General features: G+C 32.5%; 16 protein-coding genes. 9 read left to right on the top strand and 7 right to left on the bottom strand.

The features are described from left to right. The 3 genes from N4A31_06450 to lpxD form a co-directional block, all read right to left on the bottom strand. Positions 1–464 (bottom strand): acyl-[acyl-carrier-protein]--UDP-N-acetylglucosamine O-acyltransferase (locus N4A31_06450; GenBank protein ID MCT4635858.1); only part of this gene is annotated, 464 nt, incomplete at its 3' end. Position 465: 1 nt separating this feature from the next. Further along, positions 466–918, bottom strand: coding sequence for a 3-hydroxyacyl-ACP dehydratase FabZ (gene fabZ / locus N4A31_06455; protein ID MCT4635859.1), 453 nt, complete (start codon positions 916–918; stop codon positions 466–468). Further along, positions 918–1,940, bottom strand: coding sequence for a UDP-3-O-(3-hydroxymyristoyl)glucosamine N-acyltransferase (gene lpxD / locus N4A31_06460; GenBank protein MCT4635860.1), 1,023 nt, complete (start codon positions 1,938–1,940; stop codon positions 918–920). The genes fabZ and lpxD overlap by 1 nt, the downstream gene beginning before the upstream one ends. A 204-nt stretch (positions 1,941–2,144) precedes the next feature. Here lpxD and N4A31_06465 point away from each other — a divergent pair, with 204 nt between their 5' ends. Continuing rightward, complete coding sequence (locus N4A31_06465) at positions 2,145–3,461, top strand: hypothetical protein (GenBank protein MCT4635861.1); 1,317 nt, start codon at positions 2,145–2,147, stop codon at positions 3,459–3,461. Between the two features lie 4 nt (positions 3,462–3,465). Here the strand turns inward: N4A31_06465 and typA are convergent, their stop codons facing one another. Together typA and N4A31_06475 are read right to left on the bottom strand one after the other, a co-directional pair. Next, positions 3,466–5,286, bottom strand: coding sequence for a translational GTPase TypA (typA, locus tag N4A31_06470; protein ID MCT4635862.1), 1,821 nt, complete (start codon positions 5,284–5,286; stop codon positions 3,466–3,468). 78 nt (positions 5,287–5,364) lie between these two features. Continuing rightward, positions 5,365–7,884 (bottom strand): S8 family serine peptidase, encoded by a 2,520-nt coding sequence (locus N4A31_06475; protein MCT4635863.1) that lies wholly within the window; start codon positions 7,882–7,884, stop codon positions 5,365–5,367. Positions 7,885–8,012: 128 nt separating this feature from the next. Between N4A31_06475 and N4A31_06480 the strand changes: the two genes are divergently transcribed. Both N4A31_06480 and N4A31_06485 read left to right on the top strand, forming a co-directional pair. Beyond that, positions 8,013–8,546 (top strand): NUDIX hydrolase, encoded by a 534-nt coding sequence (locus N4A31_06480; protein MCT4635864.1) that lies wholly within the window; start codon positions 8,013–8,015, stop codon positions 8,544–8,546. 138 nt (positions 8,547–8,684) lie between these two features. After that, positions 8,685–9,107, top strand: a complete 423-nt coding sequence (locus N4A31_06485; protein MCT4635865.1) for a helix-turn-helix domain-containing protein — start codon at positions 8,685–8,687, stop codon at positions 9,105–9,107. A gap of 31 nt (positions 9,108–9,138) precedes the next feature. On the opposite strand, the gene gmk is transcribed toward N4A31_06485, so the two are convergent. Next, positions 9,139–9,750, bottom strand: a complete 612-nt coding sequence (gene gmk / locus N4A31_06490) for a guanylate kinase (GenBank protein MCT4635866.1) — start codon at positions 9,748–9,750, stop codon at positions 9,139–9,141. Positions 9,751–9,805: 55 nt separating this feature from the next. Here gmk and mutM point away from each other — a divergent pair, with 55 nt between their 5' ends. The 3 genes from mutM to N4A31_06505 all read left to right on the top strand — a co-directional run bounded on the left by mutM (position 9,806) and on the right by N4A31_06505 (position 12,140). Further along, a complete protein-coding gene (mutM, locus tag N4A31_06495; GenBank protein ID MCT4635867.1) occupies positions 9,806–10,627 on the top strand; it encodes a bifunctional DNA-formamidopyrimidine glycosylase/DNA-(apurinic or apyrimidinic site) lyase in 822 nt (273 codons plus the stop codon). 68 nt (positions 10,628–10,695) lie between these two features. Next, positions 10,696–11,139, top strand: coding sequence for a hypothetical protein (locus tag N4A31_06500; GenBank protein ID MCT4635868.1), 444 nt, complete (start codon positions 10,696–10,698; stop codon positions 11,137–11,139). Positions 11,140–11,141: 2 nt separating this feature from the next. After that, positions 11,142–12,140, top strand: coding sequence for a hypothetical protein (locus N4A31_06505; GenBank protein ID MCT4635869.1), 999 nt, complete (start codon positions 11,142–11,144; stop codon positions 12,138–12,140). On the opposite strand, the gene N4A31_06510 is transcribed toward N4A31_06505, so the two are convergent. Continuing rightward, positions 12,141–12,671, bottom strand: coding sequence for a GNAT family N-acetyltransferase (locus N4A31_06510; GenBank protein ID MCT4635870.1), 531 nt, complete (start codon positions 12,669–12,671; stop codon positions 12,141–12,143). Positions 12,672–12,842: 171 nt separating this feature from the next. Between N4A31_06510 and mgtE the strand changes: the two genes are divergently transcribed. From mgtE to N4A31_06525, 3 genes are read left to right on the top strand one after another with little or no spacing between them, the layout of a single operon-like run. After that, entirely contained in the window at positions 12,843–14,273 is a 1,431-nt protein-coding gene (gene mgtE, locus N4A31_06515; GenBank protein MCT4635871.1) for a magnesium transporter, read from the top strand. Positions 14,274–14,285: 12 nt separating this feature from the next. Next, the gene (locus N4A31_06520; GenBank protein MCT4635872.1) at positions 14,286–14,708 is read left to right on the top strand and encodes a hypothetical protein; all 423 of its coding nucleotides are present in this window, start codon (positions 14,286–14,288) and stop codon (positions 14,706–14,708) included. 6 nt (positions 14,709–14,714) lie between these two features. Beyond that, the gene (locus N4A31_06525) at positions 14,715–16,367 is read left to right on the top strand and encodes an aminopeptidase P family protein (GenBank protein ID MCT4635873.1); all 1,653 of its coding nucleotides are present in this window, start codon (positions 14,715–14,717) and stop codon (positions 16,365–16,367) included. Positions 16,368–16,379 lie beyond the last annotated feature (12 nt).

A 16,379-nucleotide genomic window follows, 5' to 3' on the forward strand; every position in this document is an offset into this window, starting at 1 on the left:
GCGGATAATCCACCAATTATAGCAAAATCTCCCACATGGACATGTCCTGCAAGAGCAACGCAATTTGCAAGGATAACGTCATTTCCCACTTGGCAGTCATGTGCTATATGGCTAGAAGCCATGAATAGACAATGATCTCCAATTTTTGTAATAAGTCCACCAGCATCTGTACCTGGATTAGCCGTTGTATATTCACGGAAGATATTATTGTTACCTATAACTAATGTGACTTTTTCTTTAGGATATGCTTTTGCTTGTGGAAGAGAGCCAATAGATGAAAATGGAAAGAATTGATTGTCATTCCCTATAACAGTATTTCCATCTAAAACTACATGAGATTTTAAGATATTATTATTTCCTAAGGTTACTTCTGGATGAATAATACAATATGGACCAATATGGTTGTTATCACCAAGGGTGGCTCCATCCATAACAATAGCTGTCGGGTGAATTACATTTGCCATATTATTTCTCCGCAATCATCGCAGTAAATAAGCTTTCTGCCACTAATTTACCATTTACTTTAGCTTCTCCGCTGAATTTCCATACTTTTCCACGACCGCGTTCTTTTTTAACATGAAGATGCAAGGCATCCCCTGGAGAAACAATTTGACGAAACTTTGCATTGTCTATAGACATAAAATAGACAGTTTTGTCTTCACATGTTTCAATATTCATACTATTTAGAACATAAAGTGCAGCAGCTTGTGCCAATGCCTCAATGATTAAAACCCCAGGCATAACAGGCGTATCTGGAAAATGACCAGTAAAATGTGGTTCATTAAAAGTTACATTCTTAAGTGCCACCAAAGATTCTTCCTTTTCATCAACAGAAATTACTTTATCTACTAATAAAAAAGGGTAGCGATGTGGTAGCATTTTAATAATTCTTTCTATATTCATAACAGGTTTATCCATTAGCTTTTATCCTTATTAGCTAGTTTTTTTAGGCAGAAAGTTTGTTTATGCCATTGTCTAATAGGCACAGCGGGAGAACCTCCCATAATTTGTTTGTCTTCTATATTTTGAGCAATTCCTGACTGTGCAGCCACTTGCACTTGATTACCAATTTTTAAATGTCCTGCAACTCCTACTTGTCCTCCAAGTATAACGAAGTCACCAAGTTTGGTACTGCCGGCGATTCCAACCTGAGCTACAATTACGCAGGCTTTACCAAGTTGTACATTATGTCCTAATTGAACTAAATTATCAATTTGGCACATATCTCCAATTATAGTGTCTTGAGCAGACCCTCTGTCGATAGTAGTATTGGCCCCAATCTCTACAAAATCACCAATTTTAACTATTCCAAGTTGTGGAACTTTTAAATGGCCTGTATGATCAGAAGCGAAGCCAAATCCATCTTGTCCAATTCTCGTTCCTGGATGAATTATTACGTTATTGCCAATAACAGAATGTGAAATAGTAACATTACTTGCAATTTTTGTGTTATTTCCTATAACTACATTACGCTTTATAACGCTATTATGATCAATTGAACTATTGTTACCAATAACAACTCCATCTTCAATTACCACAAAGTTTCCTATGCTACAGTTATCTCCTAGCTGTGCTTTTTTCGAAATTACTGCAGTATCAGAAATTTTGCCTTTTATTTCTTTTTCTGCATAAAATTCATTTGCCACAATAGCATATGCTTTGTATGGATTGCTATGTTTTAAGGTAACCATAGATGAGGGGGCATGATTTACAAATTTTTCATAAACAAAACAGAAGCCAGCTTTAGATTCTTTAAATGAAGAAAGATATTTACTGTTAGTTAGAAAGCTTAATTGCTTGTGGTTTGCTGATTCAAGAGGTGCAACATCTTCAATTATTGTATCCTGATCAGTTTCAATTTGAAGAGAAGCTCCTGTTAGCTCAATAATTTTTCTTAAAGATATTGATCCATTATTATGAAAGAAACGTGAATCTGCCATATTGCTCTTATTTATCAATGTTGCTATATCATTGTCATGTTATTAAGGTTTGAATAGAGTGTCAAGATAATTACTGTGAATTCAAATCTCTTAAATAATATAAAAATTAGAGCTATATTATGGTGTTAAATAAAAATATCTTTTTAAACTGATTTATTATTGTAGACTAATAATTGAGCTACTTTATGTAAAGAGTTGAAATTTATGATAAAAAGGGCAGATGATCGTTTAGAGGATTTTATAGCTCGGCATCTAGAAAATATAAGAATGAATCTGAATAATCCAGCAGAGGAGCTTGGAATTTTAAAGAAGGTTACAAGCCAGGAAGAACTTTCTTTTCCTGAAGTGGTATCAATAGCAAATGCTGGGCAAGAGGCGTTGCTTCTTCGTTATGCCTCGAGCCCTACAGGAGTTGCTGAGTTACATGAATATTACCCTAAATCAGTTATAAATGCAGTGCAAGAAAGAGTTAAAATTTTAGAGGGAGAGGGGGTGTTTCCAGCCCCTGTAGAAGAGGTTACTTCTAAGAATATGGAAGGATTCCTTAATAGCACCTCCAATTATTTATATGGTTGCGTATCCAGTGCTTTTGATACATTATCTGATGTTACTGAAGGAGTATTAAAAGCAAGAAAAAATCCAGGAAAAGCAACAATGTTTGAAACATTTTGTAATGTTGTGATTGATCAATCATTTAAAGGAATTGTTGGAGGAGAGGGATTTTCCTCTATTGGATCTAGGTTGGGTTATGGAGCTGCTACTGTATATGGTGGAGCTGGAGTAAACGCCACAACTGGAACTCGTCCTAAAGATACTGCCCTTCCAATGAAAGAGGCTATTAAAACTTTTGCTAAATCTCATGACGAAGATATTTTGCTTACTTTGGCTAAGTCAAGTGGAGCTGCTATGAGTGCAGCCGTAGCAAATAAAGCTCTTGACTTTAAGAGTGACATACCAGATATAGTGGCTCATGGTGTTGTAGGTGCTTTAGGGAGCGGTTCATTGTCTGGAGGAGTCTATTCAGCTTCAAGGAGGGCAGCATATAAAAATTTATGGAAAATGACAGGTGGTAAAGCTCTTCTTAATAGAATGGAATTCACTAAGGCGGCAGATTATTATTTATTATCAAAAAAGCTTTCAGGTGAGGCTATGAGGTATATTTCCCATGCAGCCGGAGAAATTAGTGATACTCTGATTGAAGAATATACAGGAATTCCTGGTCCTTCAGTAAAATTAGCTGTAGGAGCAGCAAGTCTAGCAATTTTAATGACCATAAATAGTTATCTTCACCAAGATAAGGTTAAATCTCATAATCCTGAAGTGGTTTCTGTAGTAGAGGAAGAATTAGCTAGTAATATTAAAGAAATGCAAAAAGAACAACAGGAGGAAAAATTAAGAGCAGCACAATCATCTGCAAAGCTAGTAGTTAAAGAAGCTTTAGAGACCCCTCCTGTTGAGAAGAATTTTCATCAGAAAACCAAGAAATATCATGATAAATCTTCAAAGGCTAGATCCTTATAGTTGTTTATTGTTTTTCTTGCCTTGATAGTTTCTTTCTTTCATTTGGATCAAGATATTTCTTTCTAATTCTAATATTTTTGGGAGTTATTTCTACCAATTCGTCAGACTCAATGTAAGCAATAGCTTGTTCTAAGCTCATCTCTTTAGGAGGAGTTAGTTTTATTGCTTCATCTTTAGATGTGGTTCGAATATTGGATAATTGTTTTCCTTTGATAGGGTTAACTTCTAAATCATTATCTCGGCTATGTTGGCCAATAATCATTCCCACATATACTTTTTCTTGAGGATGAACAAATAATACTCCTCTTTCTTCAAGATTCCATAGAGAATAAGATGTTGTAATACCTTTTTCCATGGATATTAGAACGCCATTTCTTCTTCCTTCTAACTTTCCTTTATGAGGACCGTATCCATGGAACAATCTATTCATAATACCAGTACCTTTGGTGTCAGTTAAGAATTCTCCTTGGTAGCCAATTAAACCACGTGAAGGAATATGGAAAGTTAATCTAATCTTTCCACCACCCGAAGGGCGCATGTCTTGCAATTCGCCTTTACGTATGGTTAGTTTCTCTACTACAATACCGCTGAATTCTTCATCGACATCAATTAGGGCTTCTTCAATAGGCTCTAACAGATTTCCATTCTCATCTTTTTGGAATAATACTTGAGGTCTAGATACAGAAACTTCAAAACCTTCACGACGCATGGTTTCTAAAAGAACTCCTAATTGTAACTCTCCTCTTCCACCAACTTCAAATGCATCTTTAGTTTCTGTCTCTGTCACTTTAATCGCCACATTAACTTCTGCTTCTTTAAATAATCTATCACCAATTACCCTAGAAGTAACTTTAGTTCCTTCAGTTCCAGCAAAAGGAGAGTTATTTACAGTTAGAGTAACCGACATTGTTGGAGGATCAATAGGGGTTGAAGGAATTGAATCTACAACATCTGTAGAGCAAATAGTATCGGCTACTGATCCTTTAATAAGTCCAGCAATAGATACAATATCCCCAGCTTCAGCTTGATCAACCGCAACTTTCTCAACACCTCGGAATACAAATACTTTTGTTAATCTACCTAACTCAATTTGTTCACCGTTGATATTAAGAGCTTTTACTGGCATGTTAGTTTTTGCAATTCCACTATAGATTTTACCAGTTAGCATTCTACCTAAATAAGGATCGTAATCTAAAATAGTTGCAAGCATAGAAAATGGAGCTTCTTTCTCCACTTTAGGGGCAGGGACATATTCTTTTATTATGTTGAATAAAGGTTCTAAATTTTCTCCTACTTCATCTTGCTCAAGGCTAACCCATCCAGCTCTTCCTGATCCATATAAAACAGGGAAGCTTAATTGCTCATTATTTGCATCTAGTGCAACGAATAGATCAAAAATTTCATCTAATACTTCATTAACTCTAGCATCTGAACGATCAACTTTATTAATTACAACTATAGGGTTTAATCCTAGGCTTAGAGCTTTGGTTAAAACAAATTTTGTTTGTGGCATAGGACCTTCGGCAGCATCCACTAGCAGAAGAACTCCATCCACCATGGATAATACTCGTTCAACTTCTCCACCAAAATCAGCATGGCCTGGGGTATCAACAATGTTAAGGCGTACGTCTTCAAGTTCAATTGATGTGCATTTAGCTAGAATTGTAATCCCGCGTTCTTTTTCAAGATCATTAGAATCCATAGCTCTTTCTGAGCGTTTTTGATTATCACGAAATATACCTGACTGATTAAACATTGAGTCAATCATAGTTGTTTTACCGTGATCAACATGGGCAATAATTGCTAAATTTCTAATATTATGCATTCTAATTCACTATTTATTATTTAAGGATTTTTAAGACGTTTCTTTATAGCATAGATTATCCAATCTGGCTAGTGTAAACTAATATTGCTCATAATATTCGTTAACAGCTAAGCTATTATCTACAATTATTATATTACTTTCAAATCCATTGTTAAGTTGCCAGCAATGTCCTTCACCTAGTTTAGTTGTGTCTATAGTAAAATTTTGTTCAAAATGATTGATGGTGATTATTCCAGTCTGTTTTTGTAAGGTAATGATATTATCATAACCATAAAACTCAACTATATCATCTCCTTCATTTAGATTGATAGTAAGTTTTTGATTATCTGAGATGGTAATTTTATCATCATGATCGGTAGTAATAATTCCTTTAAGCTTGATGTCTTTATCTAGCTTTACTTCAACTTGATCTATAATTGCTATATTATTATCTAAATCTATATCAATTCCAGAGCTTAAAGCTGCTCCATTTATAATATCAATATTTTGATCCACAGAGATATTTTTTCTATCTTGTTGTGTATCTTCTATGGATGATTTAAATTCATCAGTATAAATCATTTGTTTTAATGTATTGTCTGATTTAGCATGAATTTTAATGTCTAGAGCGTTAATGTATACGGCCTCTGTTGTTTGTGGTGGTTGTGGGTTATTAGCAATGGCTGGGCTATTTCTAACTTCCACAGTAAATGTCCATGTCCCCTTCATTTCTTCTCCACGGAAGTTAGTACTGCCAAAGTTCCAATCTATTCCTGTTGGTAATGAATGAATTTTGAGCTTATCTAATATTTCAAAGCTGGATAACTTTTTATTTTCTACAGGATTATGTAAAAAATTATACATCAACTTACTTGTGGTATTTTGTGGAGATGTTAGATATAGGTTAATATCCTGAATATTCCCTCTAATACCCATATTAACGCTTTGTTCAATATGCTCAACTATTCCGTTTTGTGGTACATCAATTTTAAATGAATCTATAGAAGTAACTATTTGACGAGTTAATTGATAATAATTTTGTGTGGTTTTAAGGTTTTGTATTGTTTGTTGCAAGGGCCAAGACTCTGCAAGTTTCACAGCTGCTTGAGCATCAACTTTACCAAAACCGTATTGATGACTAAAATGCTGTCCTCCACCATTCCAATTATCAGCTTTATTATATTGCCAAGACCATTGTGGTAGAAGCCCGTTTGTTTCTATCTTAGCAGAAGAGGCTAATATTTCTTGAACATCTCTATAGCCTAAGTTTGGATTAGCTTCTAACATTAATGCTATAATTCCACTCACTATAGGGGCTGCAAAAGAGGTTCCCTGGATGTTAACGCTATTGGAATCTTGGGAGTTAAAATTATTAGATATCTCAAAGTTATCATTTGATAATAAACAAATATTTGAAGCTGGAGCTGAAACTAAAATATTAGCTCCGTGAGATGCAAAATATGGTATATGTTTTTCCATAAATAATTGATCGAGTGGTTTATTTATTCCCCCCACTATGATAATATGCGGCCCAGACATAAATCCATCATAATTCGAGTCAAGGCCAATTCCTCCAGAATTGCCGCTGGCAAAGGTTATTATGCTTCCAAGATTGTCTCTTCCTAGGCTTGCCGCTTTTTTAAAGTCTTGTCTATGTAGTTCGATTCGTTCTTTAGATGGATTAAAAGGAATATCTGATCCCCAGCTATTATTGATCACATCGTAATCTAAAAAGAAGCTTAAATCATTATGGTTAGGGTGACCTGATCTTAGTGCTTGATAACTTCCTATTTTTGCATTATGTGCAATTCCAACATAAAATTTATCATTTCTTTCGGAGGCAATAATACTTGCAACTTGCAGAGCATGTTGTTGAAGGCCTATTATGTGGCTGTTATAAACAGAGAAATCATCTCTATGTATAACATTATTGTCTATGTCTATGTGATTAGGAAAGAAGCCGCTGTCATAAACCGCCACTTTTATCCCTTTTCCAGTATATTTATCCCAAACTGGAAGAACATTTACATCTTCTAAATACCATAATTGCTGAATAAATTTTTCATCTTTTGGTAGGTCTGGGGTTCTTAAAAGAACGGGATTTTTTTCTGTGGATGATTGTCCAAATTCATTTTCAAACAAATATCTAAATGACATTATTCCTTTATAATTATCATCGGTTTTAAAAGTGATTTGTCCATCTTTTACTGTTGCAGTTCCACCCTTTGAATCATAGACGTTAGTAATTTCAAACTTATTAGTGTTTAAATCTATTTGATGCTTTAGGATGTCTTGTTCATTAATATAATATGTTCCATTTTTTTGCTCCACATCAATAGTAACCGCCACTGGTATTGGTTCTTCTCTGGTTACTGGGACCATATTTAAATCTTTGTAGTAATATAAGAATTTAGCGTTTTTGTGATGAGTAGTTTTATTTGTTGCTAAGTCAGTTACTTGAATAAGATCAATATTTCCTACTATGTTGTCTTCAACTATGATATTACCACTAGTTTTGCTAACTTGAAATTCTGAGTATTCTCCACGAATATGGATGATTTCCTCATCATCAGAAGAAAATACTCTGGTGTTAATAGGTTTCTTTCTTTTTAATATCATAATACTTTACTCATTTAAATTAATAATCGCTAAAGGTAAACACAAGTTAACTAGATGTCAATAAAGTTATAATTGAATTATATGGGGTTGTATGCTAACTATTCATACATAATATATGGAGATTAAATATGCATAGAAATAATTTACTTGAGTTACTAGAAAAATATATTCCTTCTTCAGAAGAAGAGAGTAAAGCAAAAGAAGATATTATTATATTTGTTAATGAGAATCATAATTGTTTTGAGAGAGAGTTAGAAAAAGGGCATATAACTGGGTCAAGTTGGTTGCTTAATAAAGAAGGTGATAAAGCGCTGTTAATGCATCATAGGAAGCTTAATAGATGGTTTCAGCCTGGTGGGCATGCAGATGGAGATTCAGATATTCTGGCTGTTGCTATAAAAGAGGCGCAAGAAGAGTCAGGAATTAATGCAATTGAAGCAGTAGATGGTAATATTTTTGATATAGATATCCATCTAATTCCAGAAAACAAAAAAGAGAATGCTCATTATCACTATGATATAAGGTTTTTACTCCAGGTAAAAAGTGATGAAGAGTTATCTAATAATGGAGAAGCTAAAGAGTTGAGGTGGGTTAATAGAAGTGATGTTATCTCTCTAACCAAGGAAGAGTCAGTGGTTAGGATGGTTCGTAAATGGATGTAAATGTATCCTTGAGTTGAAAAGATTAAAATTTATACATATAGTTGTTAAAAATGACTTGCGCATATAGTTAATTTATGTTAAGTTGTTGTAATCGCAAGTAACATAACAAGTGAATAATAATAATTATAAGGTAAGAAAATGGCTAGAAAAGTTGAACATATTGAACAAATTGATCGTTATATTGGTGCAAAAATTCAAGAATTAAGATTAGCACATGGGATGTCTCGTCAAGATTTAGGTGAAAAAATTGAAGTTACTCACCAACAGTTGCAAAAATATGAAATTGGTACAAACAGAGTTTCTGCAGGAAGACTTGCATTAATTGCTAAATATTTAAATACATCTGTTGCTAGTTTTTATGAAGGATTGGACTCAACATTAAATGTTGTAGATTCTGATATTAATCCGAATCCAAGTCAAAGAATGTGTATAGAAGTTTCACGTAACTTCATGAAAATTAAAAATCCAGAACATAAAGATGCTATTAACTCTTTAGTCAGAATTTTAGCAAAAAGTGGGCAAGATTTATCTGAAGAAGCTTTAGCAGAAGCTTTAGCTTAAGTTTAGTTCTTTTTCTAAGCTAGTTAATTACTTAAGAATTGACTAGCTTATTAATAAAATCTTTAAAATCACAACGTTTTAATCTTTCTGCTTCTATTATAGTAAATATCTTTTTTACTGTTTCTTCAAAGTCTTCATTAACTATTACATAATCATACAGAGAATATTTACTTACTTCAAAGGGTGCATTTTTTACTCTATTTATAATATCTTCTTCTGAATTAGAATTTCGTGAGCGTAGTCTTTGTTCTAGCTCTTTCATTGAAGGTGGTAATATAAATATGCTCACCACTAAATTACCAAGTTGGTTTTTAATAGAATCTGATCCATGCCAATCAACATCAAACATAATATCATGACCTTTAGACAATTGATCTTTGATATAAGACTTTGGTGATCCATAAAAATTTCCAAAAATCTTTGTATATTCAAGGAATTCATTGTTATTAAGCATTTCTTCGAATTTTTCGTTGCTCACAAAATAATAATCTTTGCCTTCAACATCTAATGGACGTTTGTCTCTAGTGGTAACAGAAATGGAATGTACGAATTTAGAATCTACAGATACTATTTTTTTAGCAATAGAAGTTTTACCAGCTCCTGATGGAGAAGAAATAGTTAAGATAAAATTTTCCTGTTTCATTCTAGATCCTTATGTTATGTTGTTGTATAAATTGTTATGAAGAGGTTTAAAAATAATGCCAGAATTGCCAGAAGTTGAAACAATTTGTCAAGGCTTAAGAAATAGTGTTTTAAACCAAACTATCACAGAAGTATATCATCTTACAAAGCATAAATTAAGGCAAGAAATTCCTGCGGATATTGTTCAAAAAATTAGTAACACTAATATAATTGATATTGTAAGAAGGGCCAAATATATACAAATATTTTTAAGTAATAATCAGGTGTTGTTAGTTCACCTTGGAATGTCAGGTAAGGTGTTAATCAAAAAAAAGGATTATATTTATCAGAAGCATGATCATTTTTCCTTTATTTTGGAAGGTGGCATCGTGGTTGTGTATAACGACCCTCGTCGCTTTGGTTTAATAACCTTAGTTAAGAGAGACGAATTAGAAAATCATATTTTAATTAGAAATCTAGGGATTGAGCCATTTGATACTAATTTTACTTCAGGCTATTTAGAGAAGGTTTTAAAGAGAAAGCAGCCAATAAAGTTAAGCTTAATGGATAATAAACATATTGTTGGGGTGGGCAATATATATGCTTCTGAATGTTTGTTTCTTAGTAAAATTTCTCCTTTTAGGGCTTCCAATACTTTAACTTCAAAAGAAGTGAAATTATTGTATAGTAAAATTATAGAAGTTTTAGATCTTTCCATAAAGAAAGGTGGTTCTAGCCTAAAAGACTATGCATCAGTAAGCGGAGAGAAGGGATATTTCCAAAATTCATTTAATGTTTATGGCAGGGAAGGGGAGGAATGTAGATCTTGTAATAGCTATATAATTAAATTAAAACAAGGAGGTAGAGCTAGCTTTTATTGTGATAAATGTCAGAAGTAGAGATTAATCATTCATTAACCATTGGTAAGTATAATTCTATTTTTAGTTAAAGAGACGAGAGGTCTTTGATGAAAGAAGGAATAAATGCTACGGCTGAATATATTAAAGAAATGGATGATCAGGTTTCCAAGTCAAAATATATTTCTAGAAGATTGATGTCAGAACATAGTGGTTATTTGTTGAATCAATTAATTCCAAAATTTGATAGTGGTATTTCTAGATTGAGGCAAACTTTAATAGGACTTGAAGGGTTTACAATATCAATGGATAATAGAGTTAAGGCAACAGTGGTGACTAAAACTATGGAGGCTCTGCAATCTAACTTATTGAACTTTAAACGATTTGTAAGTGTGTTTGATCATGATAGAGAGAATAGTTTTGCTAAGCATGTAAAAAAAATGGAAGAAAGTATGATAGGGATGGTGACATCGTTAAATAAAGCTGGATTATCTTTAGATATAGAGAGGTTTTCTCCTCAAAAAAATAATATTCCTAAAGAGATGAGGAGATAATCATGGAAGGTTTAGACATAGATAGTTATTTATATGATATAGAGAGTGGTGGTTTAGAGAAATTACAAGAAGTTGCCAACTATACTATGGGCTCTCCTTATGCAGCAAGGCAGGTTATTGGAGGTATTAATACCAGTATAAATCAGTTAAAAAAAATATTAGAAGACTCCTATGAGCTTCAGAGATTTTCTCCTGATAAAACTCAGACAGAGCTTGTTACTAAATTAGTAAATAAGATCAAAAATAACTTTTCAATTATACAAAGTTATACAAGGAATTCTAATCTTAGTAGTAATTCTGAGCGTGAATGTAACAAACGTATATCTAGATTTGAAGCTGCTATGTTTGGGGTAATTAAATCTTTAAATAAAAGAGGAATGTCTTTAGATGTGCATAAAGCAAAAACTGAAGCTTTGCCAAAGAAGGGGGAGCCATATTATGTAGAGAATTGGTCTCCAGATAGGCCAGATGAATTTAAAATGGTTGAATCTCGACAATCATATATAGAACATCCTTCCAGTATAAATGATCATATAGGTAATATTATTAATCGGGTGGAATCATTACAGAAAGATTCTATATTTCCTTCTAATTCGGTAGGAAGTCAATTATTAGAGGATGTTAAAGGTAATGCTAATAATATAAAAGAAAAAGTAGAAGTAGTTGAAAAAGAAAGTGCTAATAGAATTCAAGAGCAAATTATAAGTCAATTAATGGATAGAATGCAAAACAAATTCTTACTTGTTCAGAAACAACTATCTTACCAATCTTCAGAAGCTAGAGATGGATCTACCAAGGACAGTATATCAAAAATAGAAATGAATGTGATAGAATTAGCAAAAGTTTTAAATCAAAAAGGAATGTCTTTAGATCTAGATAAATTTACCCCTAGGTTTATACCACCTGCTAGTAAATTATCTTCGGAAGAATTAGGGAAGTGGTCTTCTAAGGCCAGAGAAGAAAGTTTTCAAAGTAACGATCTTCAGAGAGTTAGGCAATAGCTATAGAGCTGAAAAACTTAATATATACCGTTTAGGCTGATGTCTATCGTAGTCAATATTCTTGATATCCTCATTATAATTGCCTTGAGTTAATTTAGAAATAGTTCTTCTCCAAAAGGCCAGAGCAGGTTTGTTTTCTGGTATTACGGATATTTCCCATTTGCCGGGATGAAGTTGAAATATTTTAGATGTAACAAACTCTCCAATTTTTTTCCCTTGAAATTTTGCTAAAACAAAAAATTCTCCCATATTATGCTCTGTTTCTGGCAATATTCCTTCTTTGTTTAATAAAACAAAGCCAATTAATTCATTTTCTTCGGTTTTAATTATATATGCTTTTCTAGATGAATCTTCAAAGTAAATTTTAAAATCAAAAGACTCATACAAACCATCTGAAGGGATATTCCATTCTTTTGAAATAAAACCACAATAACGAGAAAGCTCGTACACATAAAAACGTCCTATATTCTGAATAACTGGATAGTCTAAGGTATTTGCTGGAAGAATTTGAATCTTATTTAAATTCACCATGTGACTTTCAAATTTGTTATCAATATTAGGATTATGTAAATGATAAGATAAGCTAATTGCTTAGTCAATTAATTGTTCATTAAGTGTAGAATGTTGCTAGTGATTATGACTCTATAGTTTTTTTAGTTGAGTTAAGAATAATTATTAAAAAAAATTCTTAAAAGGGTGACATTGTTAAGTATTAAAGCTATAATATCATTCAATATAGGCGTTATTGAATTGAATGAGATGAATTTAACAGAGCAATCCACAGAAGAATATATTGAGCGCTATCAAGATGAATTTGAAAATTCTCTTGCAGAAGCGGTGACTCGTGGGGCGTCTAGTGAAGTTAGAAAAATCATTAAGAGTTCACATGTTGCAGATTTAGCTGGTTTCTTTAATAGATCAAGTTCTTCCCAAAAAGAAAAAATTCTTAATTTACTAAGTGAACAACAAATTAGCCAATTAGTTGTGGAGTTGGATATTAGCGTTATTCCTGTTGTTATTGAGATGATAGGTGCTAAAAAAACTTCTAAAATTATGAACTTAATTGATGCAGATGATGCAGTTTATGTGCTTGATTCCTTAGAAGAAGAGTTAAGAGATGAAATACTAAAGCATTTAAATAAAACAAAGACAAAAGAAATTACGGAAGAGTTTTCCTATCCAGAGGATAGTGCTGGAAGATTAATGCAAAAGAAGTTTATCTCTATTTCTGAGCATTGGACCATAGCTCAGGCAATTGATTATATGAAAAGTAAGCAAAAATCATCTGAAGTGTTTCATGAAATTTTTGTTACTAATTCTAAGTTTACCCCCATTGGTAGCGTTAGATTAAGTGATCTTCTCTCAAAACCTGGTAATTTATTGATAAGTAAAATAATGAATGTGGCAATTAAAGCTGTACAAACAGATTTGGAAGATACAGAAGTTTCTTTCTTGTTTAAGAAATATGGTTTTGTTACTATTCCTGTCGTTAATAAGCATAGTAGACTTGTGGGGGTGATTACCCTAACAGATGTTTTTGAGGTTACTGATAAAAACGCTGAGGAAAGCATTATGCATATGGGTGGTGTTCGTGAGGATGATGTTTATTTGAATGTGATTGAAGTTGTTAAAAGCAGGTTTCCTTGGTTGTTAATTAGTCTTTTGGCTACTAGTATTTGTGCGTTAGTAGTGAATCACTATCATGATACCATTCAGCAAGCTGTTATTTTATCAGCAATTATGCCAATTATTGCAGGGATTAGTGGCAATGCAGGAACTCAAACAATGACTGTTACAGTGCTTTCAATAGCAGGTAAGGAGATTACTTCTTTAAATATATTTAGAGTGATAAGGAATCAAATTATTTCATGCACCTGTAATGGTTTAGTCTTAGCATGTTTGGGAGGAGGTGTTTTAGCTCTTCTTCATCAAAATACAACATTAAGTTTGGTTTTTGGTTTAGCGGTTACTATAAATTTTGCCTTGGCTGGGTTCTTAGGGTCAATCATACCTATAGTGTTAGATAAATTAAATTTTGATCCAGCAATTGCATCGTCAGTGTTTGTGACTACTGCAACGGATGTGTTAAGCTTTGGTATATTCTTAAGTTTGGCTACTCAATTACTTATTTAGAAAGGAGAAGAAATGAATAAGATTTGTATTTTAGTATTAATATTATTAACTGCTAATTTTGCGAGTGCTAGGTCAGCAACATTGCAGGATAATTTAAAAGAAGAATATGGTAGTTGCTATACAGATATAGTTAAGAATCTAAATTCATGTAATCCTTCTAGCTGTACTTTTCCAGACTTAAGAGACGCTAAAGCTTGGAAAGCTATCACTATAATAGGTATGGTTAATAAAAAGTGTTATGTTACTTATTATTCATATGTTGGTGATCAAATCACTACTGATCCAGATCATTGTTTTTATAGTAGACAGCAGAATCTTGACTTAGTAGTTGCTTATAGAAGGTTATTTAGTTCAAATTCTTCAGTTGTTATTGCAGATACAAAAGATTTAATTCAACGTTTAACTTATGTAAATTGTAAAAAACATGATAAGTAAAACTAAATGAATATGAATGTTAGTGCTAAAATTATCAAGTTAAGAGATATCTTTGATGATTATGGGATAGATTGTTTTTTAATTCCTTCTAATGATGAATTTCAGAGTGAATATGTACCAGAACATTTAAATCGCTTAAAATTTATTACCGGTTTTACTGGTTCTAATGGTCTTGCTGTTATTACTAAGAATTCAGCTCTATTTTTTACTGATGGTAGATATATCCTTCAGGCTCATCAAGAGTTATCTGATAATTTAAAGGTTTATAATTTATCTGACTTATCTAAGCATATTCCTAAAAATAAAATAGGTTATGATCCAAAAATATATAGCTTAAAAGCTATTGAATATTATAAGGATTATAATTTAGTTCCATGTGATAATTTAGTTGATTTAATTTGGGATGATAAGCCTGCTCTGAAGCAAAGTGAAGTTTTTGAATATCCTTTAGAATATGCAGGGAAGTCTTCTGATAATAAGCGTAAAGAGATTCAAGATTATTTAGTAAATAATAAGATTGATGCATTGATTATAACTGATTCAAGTAGTATTTGCTGGCTGCTTAATATTCGTGCTCATGATGTTGCATATAATCCTATGCTTCTTTCCTATTTAATATTCCATCAAAATGGTTCAATAGAGTTATTTTCTAACGCTAAAGATTCATATTCTTTAGAAGATTTTTCCGAGAGGGTTAAATTAATTAAAAAAAAACAGGTGCAGATTGATCCAAATTCTGCATCAACTTGGCTTGCCAATCAACTTGATAACCCAATATTAGCAGATGATCCATGTCTTTTAAGAAAATCTTGTAAGAATGATATTGAAATAGATTGCGCTAAAGAGATTCATCTTATTGATGGAGTTGCTGTAACAAAACTTTTACATTGGTTGGACAACAATGCTGAAGAAAAAAACGAATTAAGTGTTTCTTGTAAGTTGCTTGAATATAGAGAGAAAAATGATAGATTTATTTATCCAAGTTTCACAACTATTTCAGCTTTTGCTGCAAATGGAGCGATTATTCATTATGCGCCAAATGAAAAGACTAACAAGACATTATCAGGAAGTGGATTGTTTCTTTTAGATTCTGGTGGGCAATATTATGGAGGAACAACTGATGTAACCAGAGTTGTTTCAATAGGAAATCCAACTCAGCAACAGAAGAAAAATTTTACTTTAGTTTTGAAAGGGCATATTGCTTTAGCAAGAGCAATATTTCCCAAAGGAACTTCAGGTGCTGAACTGGACATTTTAGCGCGTCAATTTTTATGGCAAAAGGGTAAAGATTATGCCCATGGAACAGGCCATGGGGTAGGGAATTGTCTTTCAGTTCATGAAGGTCCACAAAGAATTAGTAAGCATAGTAAAGTTTCTTTAAAGCCTGGAATGATTCTTTCTAATGAGCCAGGATATTATAAAGATGGTGAATATGGAATAAGAATAGAAAATCTAATGCTGGTGAAAGAGTTAAATAACGGTTATTTAGCCTTTGAAACCTTAACTCTTGTTCCTATAGATAAAAGACTTATTCTACCAGAAATGCTTAATCTTGATGAACAACAATGGCTTGATGAATATCATAAAAAAGTCTATCAAAAACTATCCCCATTTCTATCTGAACAAGAAAAATCTTGGCTGCTTAAAGATAAAACTTAAAATCAAATCCTA

The organism is Rickettsiales bacterium, assembly GCA_025210695.1.
GTDB lineage: Bacteria > Pseudomonadota > Alphaproteobacteria > Rickettsiales > CANDYO01 > CANDYO01.

Coding starts and splice junctions, on each gene's coding strand:
- fabZ (MCT4635859.1), bottom strand. CDS start 918: ATGGATAAACCTGTTATGAATATAGAAAGAATTATTAAAATGCTACCA.
- lpxD (MCT4635860.1), bottom strand. CDS start 1,940: ATGGCAGATTCACGTTTCTTTCATAATAATGGATCAATATCTTTAAGA.
- N4A31_06465 (MCT4635861.1), top strand. CDS start 2,145: ATGATAAAAAGGGCAGATGATCGTTTAGAGGATTTTATAGCTCGGCAT.
- typA (MCT4635862.1), bottom strand. CDS start 5,286: ATGCATAATATTAGAAATTTAGCAATTATTGCCCATGTTGATCACGGT.
- N4A31_06475 (MCT4635863.1), bottom strand. CDS start 7,884: ATGATATTAAAAAGAAAGAAACCTATTAACACCAGAGTATTTTCTTCT.
- N4A31_06480 (MCT4635864.1), top strand. CDS start 8,013: ATGCATAGAAATAATTTACTTGAGTTACTAGAAAAATATATTCCTTCT.
- N4A31_06485 (MCT4635865.1), top strand. CDS start 8,685: ATGGCTAGAAAAGTTGAACATATTGAACAAATTGATCGTTATATTGGT.
- gmk (MCT4635866.1), bottom strand. CDS start 9,750: ATGAAACAGGAAAATTTTATCTTAACTATTTCTTCTCCATCAGGAGCT.
- mutM (MCT4635867.1), top strand. CDS start 9,806: ATGCCAGAATTGCCAGAAGTTGAAACAATTTGTCAAGGCTTAAGAAAT.
- N4A31_06500 (MCT4635868.1), top strand. CDS start 10,696: ATGAAAGAAGGAATAAATGCTACGGCTGAATATATTAAAGAAATGGAT.
- N4A31_06505 (MCT4635869.1), top strand. CDS start 11,142: ATGGAAGGTTTAGACATAGATAGTTATTTATATGATATAGAGAGTGGT.
- N4A31_06510 (MCT4635870.1), bottom strand. CDS start 12,671: ATGGTGAATTTAAATAAGATTCAAATTCTTCCAGCAAATACCTTAGAC.
- N4A31_06520 (MCT4635872.1), top strand. CDS start 14,286: ATGAATAAGATTTGTATTTTAGTATTAATATTATTAACTGCTAATTTT.
- N4A31_06525 (MCT4635873.1), top strand. CDS start 14,715: ATGAATATGAATGTTAGTGCTAAAATTATCAAGTTAAGAGATATCTTT.